The organism is Actinomadura rayongensis (assembly GCF_009831215.1).
GTDB classification, from domain to species: Bacteria; Actinomycetota; Actinomycetes; order Streptosporangiales; family Streptosporangiaceae; genus Spirillospora; species Spirillospora rayongensis.
The window spans coordinates 382,397-406,148 of record NZ_WUTW01000001.1 but is presented as its reverse complement, the minus strand read 5'-3'; the positions used below and the strand labels follow the sequence as shown (position 1 = coordinate 406,148).

Genomic DNA, 23,752 nt, shown 5'->3' with positions numbered 1-23,752 from the left:
GGGGCGTGCTCTCGGGGACCGACGCCGGCGGGGCGGCGCGCTGGCCCGGGCTCGCCGACATCGCGGTGCCCGCCGTCCTCGCGCTCGGCCAGCTCGGCGGGACGCTGCTGTTCAACGGCGTCCTCGGCGACCCGCTCGACCGCCGCCAGTGGATCCTCGTCTGGGCGGGCGTGCTCGCGGGCGCGGCGGCGCTGGTGTGGCGGCGGGTCGCGCCGCTGCGGGTCCTCGCCGCGACGACGGCGGTCGGCGGGGCGTGCGCGCTCGCGATCCACGACGCGGAGGTGCTGGTCGGCGGGGTCGCCGAGGTCGTCGCGCTGTTCTCGGTCGCCGTCCGCCGCTCGGGGCGCGTCGCCGTCGTCAGCACGCTCGCGTCCTGGGCCGTCGTGTTCCTGTCGTTCCTGCCCGTCCGGTCCGGTCTCGGCGACGCGCTCGTCACCGAGTTCTTCAACGGCACCCAGCTCTTCGTCGTCACCGCGCTCGGCCAGCTCCGGCGGCAGCGGCACGCGCACCGCCGCACGCTCGCCGAACGGCTCGCGGCCGGGGACGCCGAGCGGCGCGCGGCGGCCGAGGCCGAGCGGCGGCGGCTCGCGCAGGACCTGCACGACGTCGCCGGGCACCATCTGAGCGCCATCGCCGTCCACAGCGCCGCCGCCGCGCGCGTGCCCGACCCCGGCGTCGCCCGCGCCGCGCTGACCGCCGCCGCCGACACCGGCCGCGACGTCCAGGACGCCCTCGCGCACCTGGTCGACCTCGTCGCCGCCGACACCGCCGAGGGCCGCCTGGACCGGCTGCTGCCGCCGCTGTGCCACGGGCTGACGCGGCTCGGCGTGCCCGTCGCCCTCACGCTGGAGGGACGGGCGCGGCGGGTGCGGCCCGAGGTCGTCACGGCCGCGTACCGGATCGTCCAGGAGGCTCTGACGAACGCGCTGCGGTACGCGCCGGGCGCGTCGGTGACGGTCGAGGTTCGGTACGCGTCCGGCGCGGTGCGGATCGCCGTCGCCAACACCGCGCCCACCGGCTCCGGCACCGGCGGCGGGCTCGGCGGCGGACGCGGCATCGCCGGGATGCGCGAGCGCGCCGAGGGCGTCGACGGGACGCTGACCGCCGGACCCGAGCCCGGCGGCGGCTGGGCCGTCCGCGCCGACCTCCCGCTCGCCGCGCCGCGCCGGGGCCCCGGCTGGCCCGAGGTCGTCGACGGGACGACCGTCTTCTTCTGCGCCGTCCTGCCCCTGCTGCTGTCGTTCGTCCCGCCCGAGCCGATGGCCGGCGGCTGGCCGGTCGCCGCGCGGGCCGCGACGGTCGTCGCGCTCGTCGCGCGGGCGCTGCCGCTGTGGTGGCGGCGGCGCGCGCCGTGGCGGGCCTTCGCGGCGCTCGCCGCCGTGGACCTGCTGTGGACGGCGACGGCCGGGGTCGTCTCGCAGACCGCGTTCGCCGTGCTCGTCGTCGGGTCGCCCGCGTCGCTCGTCGCCGTCTACGCCGTCGCGCGGTACGCCGCCGGACGCACCTGGCCCGCGCCCTTCCTCGGCGCCGTCCCGTGGGCGGCCGGGCTGACGACCGCGATCGCGATCGACCCGCACCACCACGCCGGCGACCTGACGTTCGGCGTCCTCGCGGGCGGCGGCGGCGCGCTGCTGCTCCTGCTGCCGTTCTGGGCGTGGGGACGGACGGTCGCGCTCCGCGTCCACCGCTTCGAATCCCGCGCGCTGGAGCTGATGGCCGCCCGCGCCGGGGAGGCGGCGCTCGCCGAACGGCACCGGGTGGCGATCGGCCTGCGCGGAACGGTCCTGGACCACACGTCGCGCCTGGTCAGCACCGCCGAGTCCGGCCTGACCGACGACGCGGACGTGCCGCGGACCCTCACCGCCGTCGCCGGCCACGCCCGCGCCGCGCTGACCGAGATGCGCCGGTTGCTTGCTTCGCTCGAAAACTGACGAGTGAAACGTCAGTGCCCCCTGCTACGTTAACTGAGCTTATTTCCGAGATCATTGAGCATGGAGGTACGAATGCGGCGTATTGCTGCCGCTGCTCTCGCCGCCGGCGCCGTCCTGGCCGCCTCGGTGGCCGTCGCGGGCCCGGCCGACGCAGCCACCGCCCACAGCTGGCAGACCGCGGACGGCTGGGGCACCCTCCGCGGGTACGGCACCTGGACCCACACGTCCTCCGGCCACAGCGTCAAGCTGTACTTGCAGGACTCGCGCAAGAACGGCTGGTCCCCGGGCGTGCAGTTCCGGACCTACAACTCCGGCTACGCCAAGAAGACCGACTCGGTCGTCTACTTCTTCGTGGACAAGTACAACCGTCCGGCGGACGGCACGTTCAGCCAGTACCGCGGCGCGTACACCAAGGGCTACAACAGCCACCTGTACGTGCGCGAGGTCGGCGTCCGCGTGTCGGACCGGCACCTCACCGCCGGCCCCTGGAAGAAGCTCTACTGAGACCTCCGGCTCCCGGCTCCTGTCGACCCCGTCGCGCCCCCGGCGCGGCGGGGTCTTCCCGTCTCCGGGCTCAGCCCGCCGCCCGTCACCAGGCGACGTCGACGTCGTTCGCGCTCCCGTCGATCCGATGCGCCGGCCCTTCCGCCGCCAGGTCGACCGCGCCGACGGCCGTCAGCAGGAACCGGCCCGACGCGTCGAGTTTCAGCAGCGGCACGTCGAACCCCGCCACGCCCCGCACCGAACGGGCGCCCAGTTCACGGCCCTTGAGGTCGAGGAACCGCACGCTGTTGTCCGCGTCGCGCCTCCTCGATGAGCCCTGGGGCGCGAACGTTTCGGTCCGCTTGGCCAACCGCCCGTCCAGAACGATGATCCGCCGGTCCGGCGTGACCACCGCCAGCAGCGCGAAGGTCTCGTTCCGCACGGTCCGGATCTTCGTGCCCGTCCCGATCGCGCCGGAGGCTCCCACGTCCGCGACCAGCACGGTCGACGAGCGCGAGTTCACCGTGCGCACGTACACGAGCGTCCGGCCGTCCGGCGTCCACGACAGCGAGCTGAGCGAAGCCTGCACCGGACCCGACTCCCGGCGTGCCGCCGTACTGGTCTCGATTACACCGAGAACGCCTCGCGTCGCGTCCCCGGCGCACTGTTGCGCGCTGTAGGCGATTCGCGCGCCGTCAGGAGTGACGGCGAGACCGCCTTCCGTCGCGATCTCACCGTCGATCCGTCCCCTGGAGACCGGCGTGCCGCCGGTGATCTGCCCGGATCGGCCGATCGTGAAGCGCTCGATCTCGAACCCGCAGCCGCGTCCGCCCTCCGTCTGGACCGCGGCGAAGACGACGCGTCCGTTCCCGGCGACCGCGACGCTCCGGAACTTCGTCCCCTCCGGAGCGGCGCGCCGGTCGAGCAGGCGCCCGTCCGCCGTCCGCCGGGCTTCGAGGGCCGACGCGGTGCCGTCGGCGGCCAGCGTGCTCAGGACCACGAACTCCGGCATGCGCGCGAGCGGCAGAACCGGGTCGTCGTCGTTCCGGCGGACCATGAAGATTCCGCCCACCATCAGCAGCACGACCAGCGCGGCGGCGACCGGCGTCCAGCGGCGGACCGGCGCGGCGCGGCGGGCGGGCGTCGGGAACGGGCGTCCGGCGTGCTCGTCGACCGTGGCCGCCGCCGCGCGCAGCGCGTCGCGCAGCCGGTCCTCCAGGTCCGCCATCAGCCCTCCTCCCCGAGTTCCCGGCCCAGCGCGGCCAGCGCCCGCGCCACCGTGGACCGGACGGTCCCGGCCTTGACGCCCATCGCCTCGGCCGACTCCTGGTCCGACAGCTCCAGGTAGTAGCGCAGCACCAGCGCCTCGCGCTGGCGGCGCGGCAGCCTGTGCAGGGCGCGCAGCACCGTCCGGCGGTCCTCGTCGAGGATCACGGCCGACTCGGCCGACCACACCGGCGGACGGTGCGGCTCGCTGAGCCGCCGGATCAGGCGGCGCCGGCGCAGGGCCATCCGGCAGCCGTTGAGGATCGCCGCGCGCGCGTAGGCCAGGAGCTTGGTGTCGTCCGCGAGGTGCGGCGGACGCAGCTGCATCCGCAGGAAGACGTCGTGCAGGACGTCCTCCGCCGTGGCCCGGTCGCCCACCAGCAGCATGCCGATCCGGACGAACTCGACCCGGTGGTCGCGGTAGAGCTCGGTCAGGGCGGACGGCGGCACCGCCGGTCGCGTCAACGCGCCGGCCCCCCGCTCGCCGGAGGAGTTCCGCCACAGGCCCCGTGGCTTGTCATGATCCATGACAATAGGGGTCGGGTCGTACACGTGGGTCACGGTTCGGACGTCATCTCCTTCCGACGCTGTGCTCCCGGAAGAGGTCGCGGAAGGCCGGGCTGGGCTCGACGCTCAGCTCGTGCGTGACGCGCCGGCGGTACCGGTGGTAGAGCCGCCGCGCGCTCGCCCCGTCGTTGCGCGCCAGATGGGCCGCCGCCATGATCCGCTGCGGGGCCTCGGCGAACTCGTCGATCTCGGCCGCGGCCCCGGCGAGATCGAGGGCGCCGAGCGGGTCGCCCCGCTCCAGCCGGTGTTCGGCCAGACGCTCCAGGGCCAGCAGCCGGCGCCGGTCCCAGCGCTCGCGCGCGGTGAGCACCGCCGGGTCGTCCGGGCCGTCTTCGAGGAGCCGGGCCGACAGGACGGCCGCGTCCGCCGGCGCGGGCCACTCGCCCGCGATGACGCGCCGCGCCAGCTCCGTCCCGGCGTGCAGGTCGACCGAGACGCCGGGGGCCAGGGCGACCTTGTCGGCGGTGACGTCGAGCAGGCCGCCGCCGGTCTCCCGCCGGACGCGCCAGAGGAACTGCCGCAGCCGTCGCGCCGCGGCCTCCGGCGGCTGGCCCGGCCACAGGCGGCGCTGGAGCGAACGGCGGCCGACGCCGTCGGCCTCGAGCGCGACGGCGACGAGCAGCGCGGCCGGTCCCGTCGGCAGGCGCAGCTCCGCGGCCCCCCGGCCGACCCGGAACGTGGGCAGGACGTTGAGGTACCACCCGTCGGGCCGTTCAGTTCCCTGTGCCGCCATCGCCATCCCTCCGCGCCGTCGCCGCCCCCGGCATCCGTTGCGGGCGGCGTCCACACGGGAGATGCGCCGGGGGCGGGATCCGCTGCGCCGAGAATCCGTGATCTGGGTCACTTGCACGGCGCCGGGGTGGGAACGCTCAGTCGCCCGCCGGGCGCCAGCGCCGGGCCGCGCGGATCGCCGACAAGCCTCCGGTCAGCCCGACGAGCAGCGCCAGGCAGCCGCCGACCGCCGCCGCCACGCCCATCACCGTCCAGGAGAAGTGCCCGTCGTGGCTCGTCGCGATGAAGTAGAGGCCGTGCCACGAGGCGACCGCCACCCCGACCACGGTCGCGACGGCCATGGGGAACGTGAGGTTCCACAGCGCGACGAAGACGAAGATCCGCTGCTTCCCGCTCTGGACGCCGACCGGCGCCAGCGCGGGGCCGAACCGCAAAAACTCCGCCACGGCGCTCACCGCCGCCGCCAGCATGAGGATGACGAGCCCGGCGGTACCGAGCAGCAGCACCCACTGCCCCATCGCCACGTTGCGCATCAGGCCCGTCAGCCACAGTTCGCCGAGCCGTTCGGTGCGCGGCCAGTCGAACGCCGCGTACGCGGCCTGCCGCACGCGCCAGCTCTCGCCGCGCCGGGCGGGATCGGCGAAGACCACCAGCGCGGACGGCCGTCCCGCCGGACGCGCCCCGGCGCCGTCGGTGCCGACGACGCGCATCGGGTCGCCGGACGACCCCGTCCACCGGCTCAGTTCCCGGACGCGCGGATCGTCCGCGCCGCTCGGCGCCACGGCGGCCGGCCGCGCCGTGCAGGGCAGGCCGAGCCCGCGCAGCGTGCGGCAGTTCGCGGACAGCACGGGCGAGCCGCCGCCCTCCGACTCGTGCAGGCCCAGCACCGTGAAGCCCGGCGGCAGCGCGCGGGCGAACGCGGCCGTCCGGTCCGGGCGCAGATCCGCGGCGTCCACCCGCACGACGGTGTCGCCGATGCGCGCGACGCTCGCCCGCGCCTCCAGCGCGGGCGTGTTGAGGCGGCTCACCCAGGTCTGCGTCTGGGACACCAGACCGGCCCCGATGATCACGGCGGTCGCGAGCCGGACCATGACGCCGGGATGCGCCACCATCCAGCGGCCCGCGACGAGCGGGGACACCCGGCCGCGCCGCCGCCCAACGGCCGCCAAGCGAGCGCCGAGCCCCCGGCCCGCGACGGCGGCGAGGGACGGCACGGTCGCCCACAGCCCGACCGTCCCGACGGCGTACAGCCACGTCCCGGCCATGCCGCGCACGTAACCGCTCGCGCCGAACATCGCCGCCATGGCCGCGCACAGCCACAGCCGCCAGCGGGGCACCGAGTCGGCGAACGAGCGCGGCCGGGTCGAGCGGCCCGTCCGGTCGACGCGGTGCAGCCCCACGACCAGGGCGAGCGCGACGGCGATCGCCGCGACGGTCACGACCGGCGTCCACGCCGCGTACGCGCGCAGGTCCGCCGACGGGACGAGATAGCCGACGAAGGGCAGCCGGACGTCATGGATCATCGCGGCCAGGTACGGCAGCGTCCCCAGCAGCGCGCCCAGCGTCAGCGGAACGATCGCCTCGCCGCAGTTCACCAGCGCGCGGTGCCGCCGGCCGCCGCCGAGCGCCTGGAGCAGCGCCGTCCGCCGGTCCCGGCCGGCCGAGCCGCACCGGGCGGCGATCACGACGAGCGCGGCGGCCGGGAGCACGACCAGCCCGCCCAGCGCGAGCAGGAACTGCGCCATCGGCCGGACGTCGGCGGACTCGCCGAGACGCGCCGGATCGGCCCGGCCGAAGCCGGGCGTCCGGAACCACTCGTCGGAGCGGACGTCCACCCGCGCGGGCCGGACGTAGGCCAGCCGCTCCGTGGGCGAGGCCAGCCCGGCGGGCGCGATCGTCCCGGCCGGGCGTCCGTACCGGGTGGCGATGTGCTCGGCCGCCCCGGCCCGGGCCAGCTCGGGCGACAGGAACGCCTCGCCGGGGGCGGGCCAGCGCGGCAGGCCCGGCGGCGGCGCGGCCGTCGGGCTCAGCGGCGCGATGAAGATCACTTGGTGCTGCCGGTCGCCCACCGCGTCGTACTTCGGGCGCCACAGCACGGTGGCCCGCTGTCCCGCGGTCACCTCGTCGGTGGCGCGGGCGCGGTCCCGGGCGTCCCGGCCGGCGTAGGAGGCCGCGACCCCCAGCCCGGCCAGCGCGCTCAGCGCGAGGACGAAGGCCGCCGTCAGGAGCGCGACGTACCGGACGCGGTCGCCGCGCGACCCCTTCCCGGCGGCCCGGCCGATGTGGAGCAGCTGCCGGCTCAGGCCCGCCCGGCTCATGCGGCGGCCCCCGCGAGCCGGCCCTGGTCCAGCCGGAGCCGCCGGTCCGCGCGGGCCGCGACGGCCTCGTCGTGGGTGACGACCAGCAGCGCGCAGCCGTGCCGTTCGGGCAGGGCGAACAGCAGGTCGGCGACGACGTCGCGCGCGTCGCCGTCCAGCGCGCCGGTGGGCTCGTCGGCCAGCAGGAGCCCGGGCCGCGTGATGAGCGCCCGGGCGACGGCGGTCCGCTGCCGTTCGCCTCCCGACAGCGCCCCGGTCGGGGTCTCGGCGGCGGGCACGCCGAGGTCGGCCAGCAGCCGGGCCGCCTCGCGGTAGGCCCGGCCCGCCCGCGTCCCGCCGAGGAGCGCGGGCAGCGCCACGTTCTCGACCGGCGACAGCTCGGGCAGCAGCTCGCCGAACTGGAACACCACGCCGAGGTGCGCGCGGCGGTGCGCCGCGAGGTCCCGCGCCGACAGCCGGGTGATGTCCGTGCCCGCGATCGTCACCGTGCCGGAGTCCGGCGTGACGAGACCGAGCAGCGCCATGAGCAGGGTCGTCTTCCCGCAGCCGCTCGGCCCCGTGACGGCGATGGACTCCCCCGCCGCCAGGCCGAGCCCGAGGTCGCGGAGGATCGGCCGGCCGCCGACGCCGTAGCACAGGCCCGCCACCTCCAGGAGCGGCCGTCGAACGATGTCATCCATCACGTCCTCGTCTCGAAGCTCGTCGTCACGGGCCGTCCCGTCCGGGCCCCTGTCCGGACGGGACGGTCACGGGATCAGCCCACCCAGCCCGAGCACTTGTCGGGGCTGTGGTTGTACTCCTCGCACACCTGGAGGGTGAAGATCTTCGAGCCGGGGCCCGACTCGACCGTCCGGCCCTTGCCGGACTTGTTCCAGAGCGTCCGCTTGGTGTTGGCCGAGGACCGGCGTTTGTACTCGCCCTTCACCCACTGCCTCTCGGCCCAGTCCTTGACCTTGATCGTGTCGTGCGACCCGCCGGTCGTGTTCCAGCCGCTGACCTTGCCCCTCACCTGGGCGTACAGCGCCGTCGCCTCCGCCGCCGGGAACGTGAGGGACAGCGCGAGCAGCGCGCCGCCGACGAACTTCACGCGTCGTGACATGCGTTTCCTCTCCGGGAGAACCGGGACCGGGACGCCGTCCCGGCCGCCGCCCGTTTCGAGCGACACGCACACGTCATCAGGGCGATGTATCCGGATCGTCTTCGCTTCGTCCCGTTCGCGTCCTCCGAAGATCTCCGCGGCGTCTCCCCTACAGTTCGGCGGCCACGTGAAATTCGCCGGGCTCGGTCTCCGCCCCGGGCGGTTTGCGGCGCCTTCGCGTCACGCCGAGCCGGGTCCCCGCCACCGCGGCGGCGACGATCACGACGGGCGCGATCATCTCGGCGAGGACGTAGCGGGTGCCGTAGGGGTAGTGCAGGACGCGGGCCGCACCGCCGACGACCACGGCCGCGACGACCCCGGCGGCCGGGAGGACCCAGGCCAGCGCCCGCACGGTGGGGCGCCGCAGCGCGTCCGCGTGGAAGCGCAGCACCGCCGACGTCGCGCCGAGGATCCCCGCCCACGCGAAGAAGGCGGCGGCGAGCTGCGCGGCGACCAGCAGGTTCGACGGAAGCTCGACCGCGCGGTCGCCGCGTCCGAGGACCTGGGCGAACGTCTCGCTCTGGAGCCCGAAGACCGCGAACAGCCCGGCCAGCGCCCCCGGCAGGCCGCCGAGCACGCCCGCCGCCATGAGCCGTCCGACGCGCGACCGGACCGGGACGACGCCGCGTTCCGACGCCCAGGCGCGGGCGAACCCGGCGGGATCGCCGCCGACATAGGAATCGGGGTCCCGGCCGTCGGCCTCGGCCGCCGCCAGATCCGCCGCGAGTTCCGCCGTCATGTCCGCCACGTCCCCGGCCGGCACGCCGATCCGCAGCCAGGTGCGTCGGCAGCGCCGGACGATCCGGCTCGTCACCGCGCGTCCCCGGTGACCGCGTCGCGGTTCAGGACGGCGGCGACGCCGGCGACCAGCCGCTCCCATTCGCCGGACCAGGCGGCGAGCGCCGCGCGGCCCCCGGCGGTCGGCCGGTAGTACTTGCGCGCCGGGCCCTCCGCGCTCTCCACGAGGAACGATTCCAGCAGTCCTTCGCGCTGGAGCCGTCCGAGCGCCGGATAGATCGAGCCCTCGGCGACGGCGTCCAGCCCGGCCGCCGACAGGCGTTGCACCATCTCGTAGCCGTAGGCGGGTTCGTCCGCGACGACAGCCAGCAGGCAGAGGTCGAGCACTCCCCGCAGCCACTGGCTGCGGCGTTTCCCGACGTCCGAAGCTCCCATGCATTGCATGGTACCTATGGCTATCTTTCTTTACAAGGTAGCTGCCATGACAGGACAGCACTCAGGAGAGCTGATCGTCGCGCACCCGCCCGGCGGGGCGTCCCGCAGGGCTCAGCCCGCGTCGCCGGGCCGGTCCGGGCGCGGCTCGTCCGCCGTCTTGCCGGACGCCGGGTCGGTGTCGGGCTCGGTCGCGTCGGCCGGGGCGGCGGACTTGTCCAGGTCCACGGGTGCGGCGGGCTTGTCCAGGTCCACGGGCTCGGCGGGCTTGTCGAGGTCGACGGGGGCGGACGGCTTGTCCAGGTCGACCGGGGTGTCGGGCTTGGCGAGGTCGACGGGCTCGTCGGGCTCGTCGTCGGTGTCCAGGAGGACGCCGACGACCGCGCGGATCTTGTGCTCGGGGATCGCGCCCCGGCGCAGCAGGCGCGGCACCACGCCCGTCAGGTCCACGATGGTGGACGCCTCGCCCGCGCCGGACGGGCCGCCGTCCAGGTACACCGCGACCGTCTCGCCGAGCATGTCCTCGGCCTCGGCGGCGGTCCGCGCGGCGGGGCTGCCGCTCAGGTTCGCGCTGCTCACCGCGAGCGGCCCGGTCTCCTTCAGCAGCTCGATCGCCAGCTCGTGCATCGGCATCCGCACCGCGACGGTGCCCTTGGTCTCGCCGAGGTCCCACAGGAGGTTCTGGTTGGCGCGGCACACGATCGTCAGCGCGCCCGGCCAGAACTCGTCGATGAGGTCCTGGCCGTAGGTGCCGAGGTCCTCGACCAGCGCGGACGCCGCCCGCACCGAGCCGACCAGCACCGGCGGCGGCATGTCGCGGCCCCGGCCCTTGGCGTCCAGGAGGGCCTGGACGGCGCTCGGCGTGAACGCGTCCGCGCCGACCCCGTACACCGTGTCGGTCGGCAGGACGATCAGCTCGCCCCGCCGCACCGCCGAGGCCGCCTCGCCGATCCCCCGGCTGCGCTCCACGGCGTCGGAGCAGTCATAACGTCGGCTCACGATCGTCTTCCTCCCTGGTCCGCGCGGGCCGTCAGTCGGCGACCAGGCGCGCGGTCACGAAACGGTCCCGCTCGGTGAGGTCGCGGCGGTTGCGGACGTCCCGCCAGCCGTTCTCCTCGGCGAAGACCCAGTAGACGGGGTTGCCCTGCCGGTCGCTGTGCTCGACCGCGACATGGCCGCCGGGCCGCAGCAGCCGCCGCGCCGTGCGCTCCACGACGCGGATCGCGTCCAGGCCGTCGTCGCCGCCGCCCCACAGCGCGTCCGCCGGGTCGTGGTCGCGGACGTCGCGCGGGACGTACTCCCACTCGCTCATCGGGATGTAGGGCGGGTTGCTGACGACGAGGTCCACCGTGCCGTCCAGCTCCGGGAGCGCGGTCGCGAAGTCGCCGTGGTGCAGCCGCACCTGGTCGCGCTCGTCCAGCTCCTCGACGTTGCGGGACGCGTGGGCGAACGCCGCCGGGTCCTTCTCGACGGCGTGGACGCGCGCGGTCGGGGCCTCCAGCGCGATCGACAGCGCGATGGCCGCCGAGCCCGTCCCGAGGTCGACGACGAGCGGGTCCCGGACGTCCATGTCCCGCAGGGTCTCCAGCGCCCAGCCGACCATCACCTCGGTCTCCGGACGCGGCACGAACACCCCCGGACCGACCTTCAGCTCCAGGTACCGGAAGAACGCGCGGCCCGTGATGTGCTGCAGCGGCTCGCCCGCCTCGCGCCGCGCGACGTACTCCCAGAACCGCGCGTCGAACGCGCTGTCCGGCACCTTGTGCAGTTCGCCCCGGTTCACCCCGTGGACGGCGGCGGCCAGCTCCTCGGCGTCCGCGCGCGGCGACGCGGCGCCCGCGTCGGCCAGCCGGGCGGTCGCCCGGGCGATCTCGTCCAGCAGCAGGTTCATGATCCCTGGGCTTCGTCCAGGCGGCGCTGGAGGTCGGCGTCCACCAGCGCCTGCGTCACGTTGTGGAGGTCGCCGTCGAGGACCTGGTCGAGGTTGTACGCCTTGTAGCCCACGCGGTGGTCGGAGATGCGGTTCTCCGGATAGTTGTAGGTGCGGACGCGCTCCGACCGGTCCACCGTGCGGACCTGGCTCTTGCGCTCCGCCGACGCCGCCGCGTCCGCCTCCTCCTGCGCGATCGCGAGCAGCCGCGACCGCAGGATGCGCAGGGCCTGCTCCTTGTTCTGGAGCTGACTCTTCTCGTTCTGGCAGGACACGACCGTGCCCGTCGGCAGGTGCGTGATCCGGACGGCCGAGTCGGTCGTGTTGACGCTCTGCCCGCCGGGCCCCGACGAGCGGTACACGTCGATGCGCAGCTCGTTCGGGTCGATCTGGACGTCCACGTCCTCGGCCTCGGGCGTCACCAGCACGCCGACCGCGCTGGTGTGGATGCGGCCCTGCGACTCGGTCGCCGGGACGCGCTGCACCCGGTGGACGCCGCCCTCGAACTTCAGCCGCGTCCAGACGCCCTCTTCCTGGGCGCCCGCGGCCTTGATCCCGACCGTCACGTCCTTGTACCCGCCGAGGTCGGACGGGTGGGAGTCGATGATCTCGGTCTTCCACCCGACGCGCTCGGCGTAGCGCAGGTACATCCGCAGCAGGTCGCCCGCGAACAGCGCGGACTCCTCGCCGCCCTCGCCCGCCTTGATCTCGAGGATCGTGTCCTTGTCGTCGTTGGGGTCGCGCGGGATCAGCAGGTGCCGGAGCCGTTCCTCCAGCTCGACGGTCCGCTTCTCCAGGTCGGCGGCCTCGGCGGCGAACGTCTCGTCCTCGGCGGCCAGCTCGCGGGCGGCGGTCAGGTCGTCCTCGGTGCCGCGCAGCTCCCGGTACGTCTCGACGATCGGCCGCAGCCGCGCGTAGCGCTTGCCGAGCCGTCGCGCCTCCGCCTGGTCGGCGTGGACGGCCGGGTCGGCGAGGCGGGCCTCGATGTCGGCGTGTTCGCTGAGCAGATCGTCGAGATTCACGGTGCGCGTCCTGGGCTTGGCCTGGGGGGCCGGCGGTGAGCCGTCCGGGGGCCGGCCGGCCCCCGGACGCTCCTGGTCCTCGCGGTGCGGGAGGAACCTACTTGCGCTTGCCGAACCGCTGCTCGAAGCGCGCCACCCGGCCGCCCGTGTCCAGGATCTTCTGCTTGCCCGTGTAGAACGGGTGGCAGGCCGAGCACACGTCGGCGCGGATCTGGCCGTTCTCGGCGGTGCTGCGGGTCTCGAAGGTGTTCCCGCACGTGCACGTCACGGTCGTGACGACATAGTTCGGGTGGATCTCGGGCTTCATGGGTTCTCCTCGCCTAGAGCGGTCGCCGGGCGGCCCCGCTCGCACGACGTCGGCCGTGTCGGGAGGGGAGGCGCGAACCGGTACCGCAGCGGTTGCACTCCAAGTGTGCCAGATACCGGAACGTGCCGAGGTCACCGGGCATTCCGTTCACCCGTCGCGGTGCCCCAGGTACGTGAGGACGGCCATGACCCGCCGGTGGCCGCCCTGCGCGGGCTGCAGTCCGAGTTTGGCGAAGATGTTCGAGATGTGCTTCTCCACCGCGCCCTCGGTGACGACGAGGTGCTCGGCGATGGCCCCGTTGGAGCGTCCCTCCGCCATCAGCGCCAGCACCTCGCGCTCGCGCGGCGTCAGCGCCTCCAGCGGGTCGCCGGTCCGTCTTCGGCCGAGCAACTGCCCGATCACCTCCGGGTCGATGACGGTGCCGCCCGCCGCGATCCGGCGCACCGCGTCGATGAACTCCCCGACCTCCGACACCCGCTCCTTCAGCAGGTAGCCGACGCCCTCCGCGCCGCCGCCGATCAGGTCGGTCGCGTACCGCTCCTCGACGTACTGGGACAGGACGAGGATCGGCGTCCCCGGCACCCGCTCCCGGGCCGCCAGCGCCGCGCGCAGGCCCTCGTCGGTGAAGGACGGCGGCATCCGGACGTCCACGATCGCGAGGTCGGGCCGGTGCTCCTCGACGGCGGGGGGCAGGCCGGGGCCGTCCCCGACGGTGGCGACCGTCTCGATGCCCGCGTCGTCCAGCAGCCGGACGAGCCCTTCCCGCAACAGCACCGAGTCCTCGGCGATCACAACCCGCATGCCCCCCATTCTGCCTACCAGGAACAGGGCAGGTCGGCGCGGACGATCGTCGGGCCACCGGGCGGGCTGTCCACGATGACCATGCCGTCGATCGTGGCGGCCCGGTCGGCGAGGCCCGCCAGCCCGCCGTCGGGACGGACGACCGCGCCGCCCACCCCGTCGTCGATGATCTCCACGACGACCCAGGAGTCCTCTTGCGCGACGCGGACGGTCGCCCGGGTGGCCTCGGCGTACTTGGCGATGTTCGCCAGCGACTCGGCGACGATGAAGTACGCGATGCTCTCCACGGCCGCCGGAGGACGCTCGGCGAGGTCCACGGTGACCTCGACCGGCACCGGGGCGCGTCCGGCCAGGCCCGACAGCGCCGGGTCCAGGCCCCGGTCGGTGAGGATCGCCGGGTAGATGCCGCGCGCGAGGTCGCGCAGCTCCTGGATCGCCTCGCGGGTGCCCGCGTGCGCCTGCTCGATGAGGTCGCGGGCGCCCTCGGGGTCGGTGTCGAGCTTGGCGCGGGCGCGGCCGATGTCCATCGCGACGGCGAGCAGCCGCTGCTGGGCGCCGTCGTGCAGGTCGCGCTCGATGCGACGGCGCTCGAACTCGACGGCGTCCACGCCGCGCGCCCGGCTCGCCCGCAGGTGCTCGGTCTTCGCGCGCAGCTCGCGGTTCTCGGCCTGCGCCGCGTTCGGCCCGAGCAGGTACGTGGCGTAGAGGGCGTGCGCGATGGCCATCGTCCGCGTGACGTACACGGCGCCGACGAGCAGCCCCGCGCCGATGACGCTCATCGGCAGCGCCTGCACCGGGTTTCCCGCCCAGTACGACACGACGCCGACGTTCACCTCGGCGCCGCCGCTCACCGCGACGATGAGCGGGAGGAACAGCAGCGTCCCGGTCAGCGCCCACATGACGACCGACGCCAGGAACTCGACCAGCCCGATCGGGAACCGCAGCGCCAGGTAGATGAGGTCCTTCCAGGTCGCCGGGTCGAAGACCATCGCCTTGAGCTTGGGGAACGGGTTCGCGCCCTTCGGCAGCGGACGGTACGGGTCCCGGATCCGCACACCGAACGCCAGCCGCACGAGCCGCCGTTCCAGCATCGCCGCCGCGCGCCACGCGAGCATCATCAGCACGAGCATCGGAAAGCCGATCCAGATGATCGTCAGCGCGCCCGACACCGCGATCCCGACGACGAGCGCGACGAAGTAGGCGAGCCCGAAGAAGAAGCTGAGGCCGAGGTAGACGGCGGACGTCCAGGTCAGCGAGGACGCCAGCATCCGCGCCGGCTTCCACGCCCCGGACGCGACCGTGCCCCGCCGGGTGATGCTGAGTGCGCTCACAATGTTCCTCCGTGCCGTCCCGCCCTGACCTGCTCCAGCCTCGCCGACCGCGCCGGATCCGGCCATGGAGCGTCCCGCCGGGCCGCCGGTGGGGTTAACCCCACCCGTCCCGGTACCCGGCGGCGCCCGAAAGCGAGCGCCCCCGCCCGGAGAACCCGGACGGGGGCGGCCACGAGCCGAGGGTCAGCGGTCGTCGCTGATCGTCGTCTTCTGCACCTGCAGCAGGAACTCGGCGTTGGACTTGGTCTCCTTCATCTTCTCGATGAGGAGCTCCAGCGCCTGCTGGGTGTCCAGCGCGTGCAGGACGCGGCGGAGCTGCCACACGATGCGCAGCTCCTCGGGCGCCATGAGGATCTCCTCCTTGCGGGTGCTGGACTGGTCGACGTCCACCGCCGGGAAGATCCGCTTGTCGGCCAGGGACCGGTTGAGCTTCAGCTCCATGTTGCCGGTGCCCTTGAACTCCTCGAAGATGACCTCGTCCATCCGCGAGCCGGTCTCGACCAGCGCGGTGGCGAGGATCGTCAGCGAGCCGCCGTTCTCGATGTTGCGCGCCGCGCCGAAGAACCGCTTGGGCGGGTACAGCGCCGTCGAGTCGACACCGCCGGACAGGATGCGGCCGGACGCGGGCGCCGCCAGGTTGTAGGCCCGGCCGAGGCGCGTGATCGAGTCCAGCAGCACGACGACGTCGTGGCCCAGCTCGACCAGCCGCTTGGCCCGCTCGATCGCCAGCTCGGCGACCGTGGTGTGGTCCTCGGCGGGACGGTCGAAGGTCGAGTGGATGACCTCGCCCTTCACCGTCCGCTGCATGTCGGTGACCTCTTCGGGCCGCTCGTCCACCAGCACGACCATCAGGTGGCACTCGGGGTTGTTCTTGGTGATCGCGTTGGCGATCGACTGGAGCACCATCGTCTTGCCGGCCTTCGGCGGCGACACGATCAGCCCGCGCTGGCCCTTGCCGATCGGCGACACGAGGTCGATGATCCGCGTGGTCAGCACGCCCGGGTCCGACTCCAGCCGCAGCCGCTCCTGCGGGTACAGCGGGGTCAGCTTGCTGAACTCGACCCGGCCCTTGGCCTGGTCGGGCTCCATCCCGTTGACGGTGTCGAGCCGCACCAGCGCGTTGAACTTCTCGCGCCGCTCGCCCTCGCGGGCCTGCCGGACGGCGCCGGTGATGACGTCGCCCTTGCGCAGCCCGTTCTTGCGGACCTGCGCCAGCGAGACGTACACGTCGTTCGGGCCGGGCAGGTAGCCGGTCGTCCGGACGAACGCGTAGTTGTCCAGGATGTCCAGGATTCCGGCGACCGGGATGAGGACGTCGTCCTCGGTGACCACCGGCTCCTCGAAGCGCTCGCGCCCGCCCCGGCCCCGGTTGCGCTCGCGGAACCGGCGCCCGCGCCGGCCGCGGTTGCCGCCCTCGTCGTCGTCGGGCCCGCTCTGGCCGCCGCCCCCGGCGTTCTGGCCGCCGCGCTGGCGGTTCTGCTGGTCGCCGCCGCGCTCGCCGCGGTCGCCGCGCTCGCCACGGTCCCGGCCGCCGCGGGTGCGCTGCCGGCCCCCGTCGCGTCCGCCGCCCTGGCCCTGCTGGCCGTTCTGGCCGTCGCCGTCCTCGCCCTGGCTCTGGGGCTGGCCCCGGCGCTGCTCCCGCTCGCCCTGCGGCTGACGGTCGCCGCGCGCGGTCTTCTCGGCCGTCCGCTCGGCGCGCTCGCTCTTGGCGGGCTGCTCGGCCTCGATGCTCGTCTGGACGGCGGCCTGGCCGTTCACGGCGACGGGCTCGGCGTCGCGCTTGGCGGCGGCGCGGGTGCGGCGCGGACGCTCGGCCGGAGCGTTCTCAGCGGCTCCCTGCTCGCCCCCGCCGGAACCCTGCGCGCCGCCGCCCTGCTTGTCCTGGATGGCGGCGATGAGCTGGCTCTTGCGCATCCCGGTCGTCCCGGTGATGCCGAGGTCGGACGCGAGCTTCCGCAGCTCGGGCAACACCATGCCCGACAGGCCGGTGCCGGTCCGGCGACGCCGGGGGGCGGCGGGCTCGGCGCCGTCCTCGGCGCCCGGAGCCGTCGCGGTGGCGTCCGTCAGGAGTTCGCTGGATTCGCTCACTAAGGGTCCTTCCCAGGGAGCGGGCGTTGGCCGGCGATCGGCCAGTCAACCCGGTTATGCGGCCCGGCGGGGGCGCCGAGTCGGGCTTCGCCGGTCGCGGTGGGACCGCGACCCGCGGATTCTGGGCACAGCCAGATGATGGACGGGACGGTTTGCTCGCGGGTGTCCCCAGTACCGCCACGTCCGCAGATTCGGTGGGATGCCGGACAACGGATTGTCACGGTCTCGGGAAGCCTAGTACGCGGGACCCACCGATCCCGGAGATCGGACGGGTGACGCACGGCTGACGAGCACACGGCCCCGAACGGGGCATCTGGTGCGGCATTCAGCCTAACATCACCAGGGCGCACTGCTATTCCCCAGAGGTCGTTGTGTTCGCATTTTACCTGCCGGATCTCCACGCCCCGCCGGACCGGTGCGGCACGGGACCCGTGCGGTCGCGGGTCAGGCTCCCGCGCCGGTCGTGCCCGGTCGGACGCTTGCGCCTCGGGGGGCGACGTCCAACGGGCGTACGTGCCAGCCTTTACCCGTCCGCGCATCTATCGAATCAAGTCGTGATGCGGTTGTGAAGGCCAGGACAGTAGGTCCTGCCCCGGAAATGACGGCCGGGACCCCTTCTTCCCGCAACGCCGCGACGAGGTCCGCCGATTCCGGCATCGCGGGCGCCCGGTAATCCTGGTGCAGCCGGTCCTCGGTGGCGTCGAGGAGGACGGCGTCGTCCAGCCCGCCGGTGAGCGCCGCGACGAGCAGCGCCGCGCGGCCCGCGTTGGCGGCGGCGTCGGCGTGCGGGACGGTCGCGGGCAGCAGCCCGCGCGCCCGCTCGGTCGCCAGCCGGGTGTCCGGGACGAACACCACGACCTGCGCGTCCTTCGGTTCGAGCCGGACGAGCCGGGGCCCGCCGGAGGTCGTCCACGCGATCGTGAGGCCGCCCGCCAGGCACGGCGCGACGTTGTCGGGATGCCCCTCGATCTCGGTCGCGAGGCGCAGCGCGAACGCGTCGTCCAGCAGCGCGCCGTGCGGGTGCAGCGCCCGCGCGGCGAGGATCCCGGCGACGATCGCGGCCGACGACGAGCCGAGCCCGCGGCTGTGCGGAATGCGGTTCACGCAGGTCAGGCGGATCCCGGGGACGTCGCCGAGCGGCTGCGGCGCGACCGCGTCCAGCTCCGCGAGCGCCTGCCGCAGCACCTTGACGATCAGGTGCTGCTCGCCCCGGTCGGCGACCTCGGCGCCCTCGCCCGTCACGTCCAGCGCGACCCCGGTGAACGTCGGGTCGAGCGCGACGGTCACGTCGTCGTACAACGCGAGCGCGAGACCGAGGGAGTCGAAGCCGGGGCCGAGGTTCGCGCTCGTCGCCGGAACCCGTACGGTGACCGGCTCCGGCCGCGCCGTCACGTGAGGCCCAGCGCCGACGCCGCCGAGTGCGCGTCGACCTTGACGGTCATCGGCGCGGGCGCGCCGGAGATCGCCCAGTCCGGGTCCTTGAGGCCGTTACCGGTCACCGTGCAGACGACCTTGGAGCCGCGCTCGACGACCCCGGCGGCGTGCGCCTGGAGCAGCCCCGCGACGCTCGCCGCGGACGCCGGCTCCACGAACACGCCCTCCTCGGCGGCCAGCAGCCGGTACGCGGCGAGGATCTGCCGGTCGGTGACGGAGTCGATCGCGCCGCCGGACTCGTCCCGCGCGGCGATCGCGAGGTCCCATGAGGCGGGGTTGCCGATGCGGATCGCGGTGGCGATCGTCTGCGGCTTCAGCACCGGCTCGCCCTTGACGAACGGGGCCGCGCCGGACGCCTGGAAACCGAGCATCCGGGGCGTCCGGGATGCGACGGAGTCCGCCGCGTACTCCTTGTACCCCATCCAGTACGCCGAGATGTTGCCGGCGTTGCCGACGGGCAGGCAGTGGACGTCCGGGGCGTCGCCGAGCGCGTCCACGATCTCGAACGCGGCGGTCTTCTGCCCCTGGAGCCGGTACTTGTTCACCGAGTTCACGAGCGCGACCGGGTAGTCCACCGACAGCTTGCGGGCCAGTTCCAGGCAGTCGTCGAAGTTGCCGTCCACCTGGAGCAGCCGCGCGCCGTGCACGAGCGCCTGCGCCAGCTTGCCCATCGCGATCTTGCCCTGCGGGACGAGCACCGCGCACGTCATGCCCGCGCGCACCGCGTACGCGGCGGCCGACGCCGACGTGTTCCCGGTGGACGCGCAGATCACGGCCTTCGCGCCGGTCTCGGCGGCCTTGCTGATGGCCATCGTCATCCCGCGGTCCTTGAAGGAGCCCGTCGGGTTGGCGCCCTCGACCTTCAGGTAGACCTCGCAGCCGGTGAGCTGCGACACCCGGTGCGCCGGGACGAGCGGCGTGCCGCCCTCCAGCAGCGTGATGACCGGCGTCTTGGCCGTCACCGGCAGCCGGTCGCGGTACTCCTCGATGAGGCCGCGCCAGGCGCGGGCGGTCGCGTTCACGTCGATCTCCTCGGACGACCTGCGGTTTCTCCGGCAAGTGTAAAGCCGCGGCGACGCGCTACTCGTCACCTTCAACGCGCATCACGCTCGCCACCTCGCGAACGCTGTCGAACTCCCGCAGTTTCTCCACGGTCGCCGACAGCGCGGCGTCGGGCGCGCGGTGGGTCACGATGACGAGCTGCGCGTCGTCCCCGAGCCCCTCCTGCCGGACGGCCTGGATGGACACGCCGTGCTTCGCGAACTCCGTCGCGACCGTCGCGAGCACGCCGGACCGGTCGTCCACGTCGAGCTGCACGTAGTACCGCGTCACGGTCTCGCCCATCGGCAGGACGGGCAGCGACGCGTACGTCACCTCGACCGGGCCGGGGCTGCCGCCGACGAGGTTGCGCGCGACCGCGACGAGATCCCCGAGGATCGCCGACGCGGTCGGGGCGCCGCCCGCGCCCGCGCCGTAGAACATGAGCGAGCCCGCCGACTGCGCCTCCACGAACACCGCGTTGTACGCCTCGCGGACGCTGGCCAGCGGATGGCTGCGCGGGATCATCGCCGGGTAGACGCGGACGGACACGCCCCGGTCGGCGCCGTCCGGGCCGGGGACGCGCTCGCAGATGGCCAGCAGCTTGACGACGCTGTCCATCTCCTTGGCGCCCGCGACGTCCGCCGCCGACACCTCGGTGATGCCCTCGCGGTGGACGTCCGCCGCCGTGACGGGGGTGTGGAACGCGAGCTGGGCGAGGATCGCGGCCTTGGCGGCGGCGTCGAAGCCCTCGACGTCCGCCGTGGGGTCGGCCTCGGCGTACCCGAGTTCCTGCGCCTCCTCCAGGGCCTCCTGGAAGCCGGCGCCGTGGGTGTCCATCTGGTCGAGGATGTAGTTCGTCGTGCCGTTGACGATGCCGAGCACGCGCTGCACCCGGTCCCCGACGAGGGACTCGCGCAGCGGGCGCAGCAGCGGGATCGCGCCCGCCACCGACGCCTCGTAGTACAGGTCGGCGCCGTACTCGCGGGCGGCGGCGAACAGCGTCGCGCCGTCCTCGGCCAGCAGCGCCTTGTTCGCCGTGATGACCGACTTGCCGGACTTCATCGCGGCGAGCATGAGGGACCGCGCGGGCTCGATGCCGCCGATCACCTCGATGACGATGTCCACGTCGTCGCGGGTGACGAGGTTCTCGGCGTCGGTCGTCAGCAGCGCCGGGTCCACGCCCTCCCGGGCCCGGTCGCGGCGCCGCACCGCGACGCCCGCCAGCTCCAGCGGGACGCCGACCCGCGCCGCGAGATCGTCCGCCTGCTCCTCCAGCAGCCGCACGACCTGGGTGCCGACCACGCCGCACCCGAGCAGCGCCACCCGCAACGGTTTCACCCTTCGACCTCCGCATCGAGCCGCAGCAGGTCGTCCGGGGTCTCCCGGCGGACGATGACCCGCGACCTGCCGTTCCGCACCGCCACCACGGCGGGCTTCGGGACGTGGTTGTAGTTACTGGCCATCGAGCGACAGTACGCACCGGTGGCCGCGACCGCGACCAGGTCGCCCGCCGTAAGATCTTCGGGCAACCACAGGTCACGCACGACGATATCCCCGCTCTCGCAGTGCTTGCCGACAAGCCTGGCCAGCATCGGCCCCTCGTCGGAGGTGCGGCTCGCGAGGACGCAGGAGTACTCCGCGCCGTACAGGGCGGTGCGCAGGTTGTCGCTCATGCCGCCGTCGACCGAGACGTACGTGCGGATGCCCTCGACGTCCTTGACCGTCCCGACCTCGTAGACCGTGACGCCGCCGGGGCCGATCACCGCGCGTCCGGGCTCGACGGTGAGCGTCGGCATCGCGAGGCCGTAGGCGCGGCACTCGCGGGCGACGATGTCGCGGAGGCTGTCGGCCATCGTCTTCGGGTCGATCGGTTCGTCGCCGGTCGTGTAGGCGATGCCGTAACCGCCGCCGAGGTCGAGTTCGGGCAGCTCGACGCCGTGCTCGTCGCGGATCGCGACCAGCAGCTCGGCGAGGCGGTGCGCGGCGACCTCGAACCCGTCCGGGTCGAAGATCTGCGACCCGATGTGCGAGTGCAGGCCGACGAGTTCCAGCTCCTTCAGGGCCAGGACGCGCCGTACGGCCTCCAGCGCCGCTCCCGAGCCGCGCGAGAACCCGAACTTCTGGTCGTCGTGGGCGGTCGCGATGAACTCGTGGGTGTGGGCCTCGACGCCCGTCGTGACGCGGACCATGACCTTGGGCCTGGTTCCGTGCCTCCTGGCGAGGTGGCCGAGCCTGGCGATCTCCTCGAACGAGTCGACCACGATGTGCCCGACGCCCGCGGTCAGCGCCGCGTCCAGTTCCTCGACGGACTTGTTGTTGCCGTGCAGCGTGATCTTCTCGGGCGGGAACCCGGCGCGCAGCGCGACGGCCAGTTCGCCGCCGCTGCACACGTCCAGGCCGAGGCCCTCCTCGTGGATCCACCGGGCGACGGCCGTGCACAGGAACGCCTTGCCCGCGTAGTGGACGTGGCCGTCGTGGAACGCCTGGGCGTACTCGCGCGCCCTCGTCCTGACGTCGTCCTCGTCGTACACGTACAGCGGCGTGCCGTACTGCTGCGCCAGATCCCTGACGTCGACGCCCGCGATCGTGAGGACGCCTTCGGTGCGCCGCGCGTTCTTGGGCCAGACGTCCTCGGCCAGGACGTTGAGGTCGTCCGGCGGCGGCAGCGGGTGGTCCTCCGGAAGCACGTCCGCGTGCCGGCCGCCCGCAGGATGGACCCTGCTCATTCGTTCGTTCCCCCGCTCGTCATATCCGCTCCCGCGGTGTCTCGCCCACCATCGTCAGTCCGTTCCCGAGGGCGACGCGCGCCGCCCGCGCCAGTGTGACGCGGCTCGCGTGCGCCGCCCCGGGTTTCTCGTCGCCCTTCGGCAGCGCGGGACAATGTTCGTGGACGTCGTGGTACGCGGCGGCGAGCCGCTCCAAACAGAAGGCGAACGGCCGGGGATCCTGTTCCCGCTCGGCCTGCGCGGCCCGTCCCGGAAGGTCGGCGAGCCGCTCGGCGAAACACCGTTCCGCTTCCGCCTCGATGTGCGGCTCCCCCGCCGGCACGCCCATCTCGCCGGCCCAGCGCTCCGTCCATGCCGCACGCGCGTACGCGTACCGCACGACGAACCCGGGGTTCCGCCAGGTGCGAGGCCGGTCGTCCCAGTCCATGTGGGGAACGTCGGCGCGTCCGAACGCGGTCCCCTCGTTGATCACTCCGGTGACGACACGCGCGGGATCGACGGTGATGACGAGCATCCCGTCTCCGTGGACGTCCAGAATCCCGTCGACCCGACGAAGCCGCCGCGCGAGGTCCCGCGGATCCAGCCCGAGCCTGAGCGCGACAGCGGTGGCATACCGACCGGGACCGCGGACGCTCAACAGCAAGTCACCGGGCGCGAGAGGGCGTCCGGCTGCACAGGCGAGGGCGGCGCCCAACTCCGCGGGGGTCACCCTGGTGAGACTATCCGACCACTATCTGGACACCACAGCGAGTTTCCGGACGGTCTGGATGAGCTGATTCGGATCGAACGGCTTGGTCACGTAGGCGTCGACCCCGATCTCGCGCCCCCGCCGAACGTCATGCTCCTGCGCCCGCGCAGTGATCATGACGACCCGGATGTGCCGCGTCCCCTCGTCCTCCTTGAGCCGCAGCGCCGTGACCCACCCGTCCAGCCGAGGCATCATGACATCGAGCGTGATCACGTCCGGCCGAACCTCAACGACCCGCTCCAGGCAGTCCTGCCCGTCCACGGCGGTCTCGACCGCGAACCCCTCCAACTGCAGGTTCACCGCGATGAGCTGCCGGATGACCTCGTCGTCATCGACGACCAGCACGCGTCCCAGTGGCTCGCTCACGCCAACGAAAGTAGCCGACTCCCCGCTCCCCCGCACGGCGAACCCACCACGCCCCCAGCAGCGCAACACCACCCCCCGAACAAACGAGGTGCACGACCACCGACCAACCCTGGTAACCTTTCCTCGCGCCGCAAACCAGCGGCCACGCCCCCTTAGCTCAGGGGATAGAGCAACGGCCTCCGGAGCCGTGTGCGCAGGTTCGAATCCTGCAGGGGGCACCTTAAAACGATCGGCGAAAGCTAGCCGCTGATCAGCACTGACATCAAAGAACCGGGCGGGTGCTCAGTCCAACTGAGCACCCGCCCGTTGTCATTGCCTAGCACCGTCTGCGAGAGAGATGCGAGAGCCTCTCG

At 73.7% G+C, this 23,752-nt stretch carries 23 protein-coding genes and 1 tRNA gene; 3 read left to right on the top strand and 21 right to left on the bottom strand.

What is annotated here, in order from left to right; translation table 11 throughout:
- The first annotated feature begins 5 nt into the window (after nt 1–5).
- Both GQ466_RS01940 and GQ466_RS01935 read left to right on the top strand, forming a co-directional pair.
- Complete coding sequence (locus GQ466_RS01940; RefSeq protein WP_161101029.1) at nt 6–1,931, top strand: histidine kinase; 1,926 nt, start codon at nt 6–8, stop codon at nt 1,929–1,931.
- Between the two features lie 72 nt (nt 1,932–2,003).
- Entirely contained in the window at nt 2,004–2,435 is a 432-nt protein-coding gene (locus tag GQ466_RS01935; protein WP_161101028.1) for a hypothetical protein, read from the top strand.
- A gap of 85 nt (nt 2,436–2,520) precedes the next feature.
- Here GQ466_RS01935 and GQ466_RS01930 read toward each other — a convergent pair whose 3' ends face one another.
- The 21 genes from GQ466_RS01930 to GQ466_RS01830 all read right to left on the bottom strand — a co-directional run bounded on the left by GQ466_RS01930 (nt 2,521) and on the right by GQ466_RS01830 (nt 23,378).
- Nucleotides 2,521–3,642, bottom strand: coding sequence for a PD40 domain-containing protein (locus GQ466_RS01930; RefSeq protein ID WP_161101027.1), 1,122 nt, complete (start codon nt 3,640–3,642; stop codon nt 2,521–2,523).
- Nucleotides 3,642–4,145: an RNA polymerase sigma factor gene (locus GQ466_RS01925; RefSeq protein WP_237417569.1), complete on the bottom strand. Its 504-nt coding sequence runs from the start codon at nt 4,143–4,145 to the stop codon at nt 3,642–3,644. Before GQ466_RS01925 ends, GQ466_RS01930 begins: the two co-directional genes overlap by 1 nt.
- 106 nt (nt 4,146–4,251) lie before the next feature.
- Complete coding sequence (locus tag GQ466_RS01920) at nt 4,252–4,980, bottom strand: AfsR/SARP family transcriptional regulator (protein ID WP_161101025.1); 729 nt, start codon at nt 4,978–4,980, stop codon at nt 4,252–4,254.
- Nucleotides 4,981–5,116: 136 nt separating this feature from the next.
- Complete coding sequence (locus tag GQ466_RS01915) at nt 5,117–7,297, bottom strand: permease (protein ID WP_161101024.1); 2,181 nt, start codon at nt 7,295–7,297, stop codon at nt 5,117–5,119.
- The gene (locus GQ466_RS01910; RefSeq protein WP_161101023.1) at nt 7,294–7,977 is read right to left on the bottom strand and encodes an ABC transporter ATP-binding protein; all 684 of its coding nucleotides are present in this window, start codon (nt 7,975–7,977) and stop codon (nt 7,294–7,296) included. Before GQ466_RS01910 ends, GQ466_RS01915 begins: the two co-directional genes overlap by 4 nt.
- 74 nt (nt 7,978–8,051) lie before the next feature.
- Nucleotides 8,052–8,396: a hypothetical protein gene (locus tag GQ466_RS01905; RefSeq protein ID WP_161101022.1), complete on the bottom strand. Its 345-nt coding sequence runs from the start codon at nt 8,394–8,396 to the stop codon at nt 8,052–8,054.
- Between the two features lie 148 nt (nt 8,397–8,544).
- On the bottom strand, nt 8,545–9,249 hold the full coding sequence (locus tag GQ466_RS01900) for a hypothetical protein (protein WP_161101021.1): 705 nt from the start codon (nt 9,247–9,249) through the stop codon (nt 8,545–8,547).
- Nucleotides 9,246–9,608: a PadR family transcriptional regulator gene (locus GQ466_RS01895; RefSeq protein WP_161101020.1), complete on the bottom strand. Its 363-nt coding sequence runs from the start codon at nt 9,606–9,608 to the stop codon at nt 9,246–9,248. The genes GQ466_RS01900 and GQ466_RS01895 overlap by 4 nt, the downstream gene beginning before the upstream one ends.
- 111 nt (nt 9,609–9,719) lie before the next feature.
- Entirely contained in the window at nt 9,720–10,604 is an 885-nt protein-coding gene (locus GQ466_RS01890; RefSeq protein WP_161101019.1) for an L-threonylcarbamoyladenylate synthase, read from the bottom strand.
- A 31-nt stretch (nt 10,605–10,635) separates the two neighbouring features.
- Entirely contained in the window at nt 10,636–11,496 is an 861-nt protein-coding gene (gene prmC, locus GQ466_RS01885) for a peptide chain release factor N(5)-glutamine methyltransferase (RefSeq protein ID WP_161101018.1), read from the bottom strand.
- The gene (gene prfA, locus GQ466_RS01880) at nt 11,493–12,557 is read right to left on the bottom strand and encodes a peptide chain release factor 1 (RefSeq protein ID WP_161101017.1); all 1,065 of its coding nucleotides are present in this window, start codon (nt 12,555–12,557) and stop codon (nt 11,493–11,495) included. Before prfA ends, prmC begins: the two co-directional genes overlap by 4 nt.
- A gap of 97 nt (nt 12,558–12,654) precedes the next feature.
- Entirely contained in the window at nt 12,655–12,864 is a 210-nt protein-coding gene (gene rpmE / locus GQ466_RS01875) for a 50S ribosomal protein L31 (RefSeq protein ID WP_161101016.1), read from the bottom strand.
- 147 nt (nt 12,865–13,011) lie between these two features.
- Nucleotides 13,012–13,665: a response regulator transcription factor gene (locus tag GQ466_RS01870; protein WP_161101015.1), complete on the bottom strand. Its 654-nt coding sequence runs from the start codon at nt 13,663–13,665 to the stop codon at nt 13,012–13,014.
- Nucleotides 13,666–13,679: 14 nt separating this feature from the next.
- The gene (locus GQ466_RS01865) at nt 13,680–14,996 is read right to left on the bottom strand and encodes a sensor histidine kinase (protein WP_337193275.1); all 1,317 of its coding nucleotides are present in this window, start codon (nt 14,994–14,996) and stop codon (nt 13,680–13,682) included.
- A 183-nt stretch (nt 14,997–15,179) separates the two neighbouring features.
- Entirely contained in the window at nt 15,180–17,084 is a 1,905-nt protein-coding gene (gene rho / locus GQ466_RS01860; protein WP_161101014.1) for a transcription termination factor Rho, read from the bottom strand.
- 444 nt (nt 17,085–17,528) lie between these two features.
- Nucleotides 17,529–18,476: a homoserine kinase gene (gene thrB, locus GQ466_RS01855; protein WP_161101013.1), complete on the bottom strand. Its 948-nt coding sequence runs from the start codon at nt 18,474–18,476 to the stop codon at nt 17,529–17,531.
- Entirely contained in the window at nt 18,473–19,540 is a 1,068-nt protein-coding gene (gene thrC / locus GQ466_RS01850) for a threonine synthase (protein ID WP_161101012.1), read from the bottom strand. Before thrC ends, thrB begins: the two co-directional genes overlap by 4 nt.
- Nucleotides 19,541–19,598: 58 nt before the next feature.
- The gene (locus GQ466_RS01845) at nt 19,599–20,897 is read right to left on the bottom strand and encodes a homoserine dehydrogenase (protein ID WP_337193274.1); all 1,299 of its coding nucleotides are present in this window, start codon (nt 20,895–20,897) and stop codon (nt 19,599–19,601) included.
- On the bottom strand, nt 20,894–22,285 hold the full coding sequence (gene lysA, locus GQ466_RS01840; RefSeq protein ID WP_161101011.1) for a diaminopimelate decarboxylase: 1,392 nt from the start codon (nt 22,283–22,285) through the stop codon (nt 20,894–20,896). Before lysA ends, GQ466_RS01845 begins: the two co-directional genes overlap by 4 nt.
- 19 nt (nt 22,286–22,304) lie before the next feature.
- The gene (locus tag GQ466_RS01835) at nt 22,305–22,799 is read right to left on the bottom strand and encodes a DALR anticodon-binding domain-containing protein (RefSeq protein WP_161101010.1); all 495 of its coding nucleotides are present in this window, start codon (nt 22,797–22,799) and stop codon (nt 22,305–22,307) included.
- A gap of 216 nt (nt 22,800–23,015) precedes the next feature.
- Nucleotides 23,016–23,378 (bottom strand): response regulator, encoded by a 363-nt coding sequence (locus GQ466_RS01830; protein ID WP_161102339.1) that lies wholly within the window; start codon nt 23,376–23,378, stop codon nt 23,016–23,018.
- Between the two features lie 167 nt (nt 23,379–23,545).
- On the opposite strand from GQ466_RS01830, the gene GQ466_RS01825 reads away from it, so the two are divergent.
- Nucleotides 23,546–23,617 (top strand) — tRNA-Arg (locus GQ466_RS01825).
- The last annotated feature ends 135 nt before the right edge of the window (nt 23,618–23,752 follow it).

What these genes read in the sequence shown, in the direction of transcription:
- GQ466_RS01935 (WP_161101028.1), top strand. Translation starts at nt 2,004, where the DNA reads ATGCGGCGTATTGCTGCCGCTGCTCTCGCCGCCGGCGCCGTCCTGGCC.
- GQ466_RS01930 (WP_161101027.1), bottom strand. Translation starts at nt 3,642, where the DNA reads ATGGCGGACCTGGAGGACCGGCTGCGCGACGCGCTGCGCGCGGCGGCG.
- GQ466_RS01920 (WP_161101025.1), bottom strand. Translation starts at nt 4,980, where the DNA reads ATGGCGGCACAGGGAACTGAACGGCCCGACGGGTGGTACCTCAACGTC.
- GQ466_RS01915 (WP_161101024.1), bottom strand. Translation starts at nt 7,297, where the DNA reads ATGAGCCGGGCGGGCCTGAGCCGGCAGCTGCTCCACATCGGCCGGGCC.
- GQ466_RS01910 (WP_161101023.1), bottom strand. Translation starts at nt 7,977, where the DNA reads ATGGATGACATCGTTCGACGGCCGCTCCTGGAGGTGGCGGGCCTGTGC.
- GQ466_RS01905 (WP_161101022.1), bottom strand. Translation starts at nt 8,396, where the DNA reads ATGTCACGACGCGTGAAGTTCGTCGGCGGCGCGCTGCTCGCGCTGTCC.
- GQ466_RS01895 (WP_161101020.1), bottom strand. Translation starts at nt 9,608, where the DNA reads ATGGGAGCTTCGGACGTCGGGAAACGCCGCAGCCAGTGGCTGCGGGGA.
- prmC (WP_161101018.1), bottom strand. Translation starts at nt 11,496, where the DNA reads ATGAACCTGCTGCTGGACGAGATCGCCCGGGCGACCGCCCGGCTGGCC.
- rpmE (WP_161101016.1), bottom strand. Translation starts at nt 12,864, where the DNA reads ATGAAGCCCGAGATCCACCCGAACTATGTCGTCACGACCGTGACGTGC.
- GQ466_RS01870 (WP_161101015.1), bottom strand. Translation starts at nt 13,665, where the DNA reads ATGCGGGTTGTGATCGCCGAGGACTCGGTGCTGTTGCGGGAAGGGCTC.
- lysA (WP_161101011.1), bottom strand. Translation starts at nt 22,285, where the DNA reads ATGAGCAGGGTCCATCCTGCGGGCGGCCGGCACGCGGACGTGCTTCCG.
- GQ466_RS01835 (WP_161101010.1), bottom strand. Translation starts at nt 22,799, where the DNA reads ATGCTCGTCATCACCGTCGATCCCGCGCGTGTCGTCACCGGAGTGATC.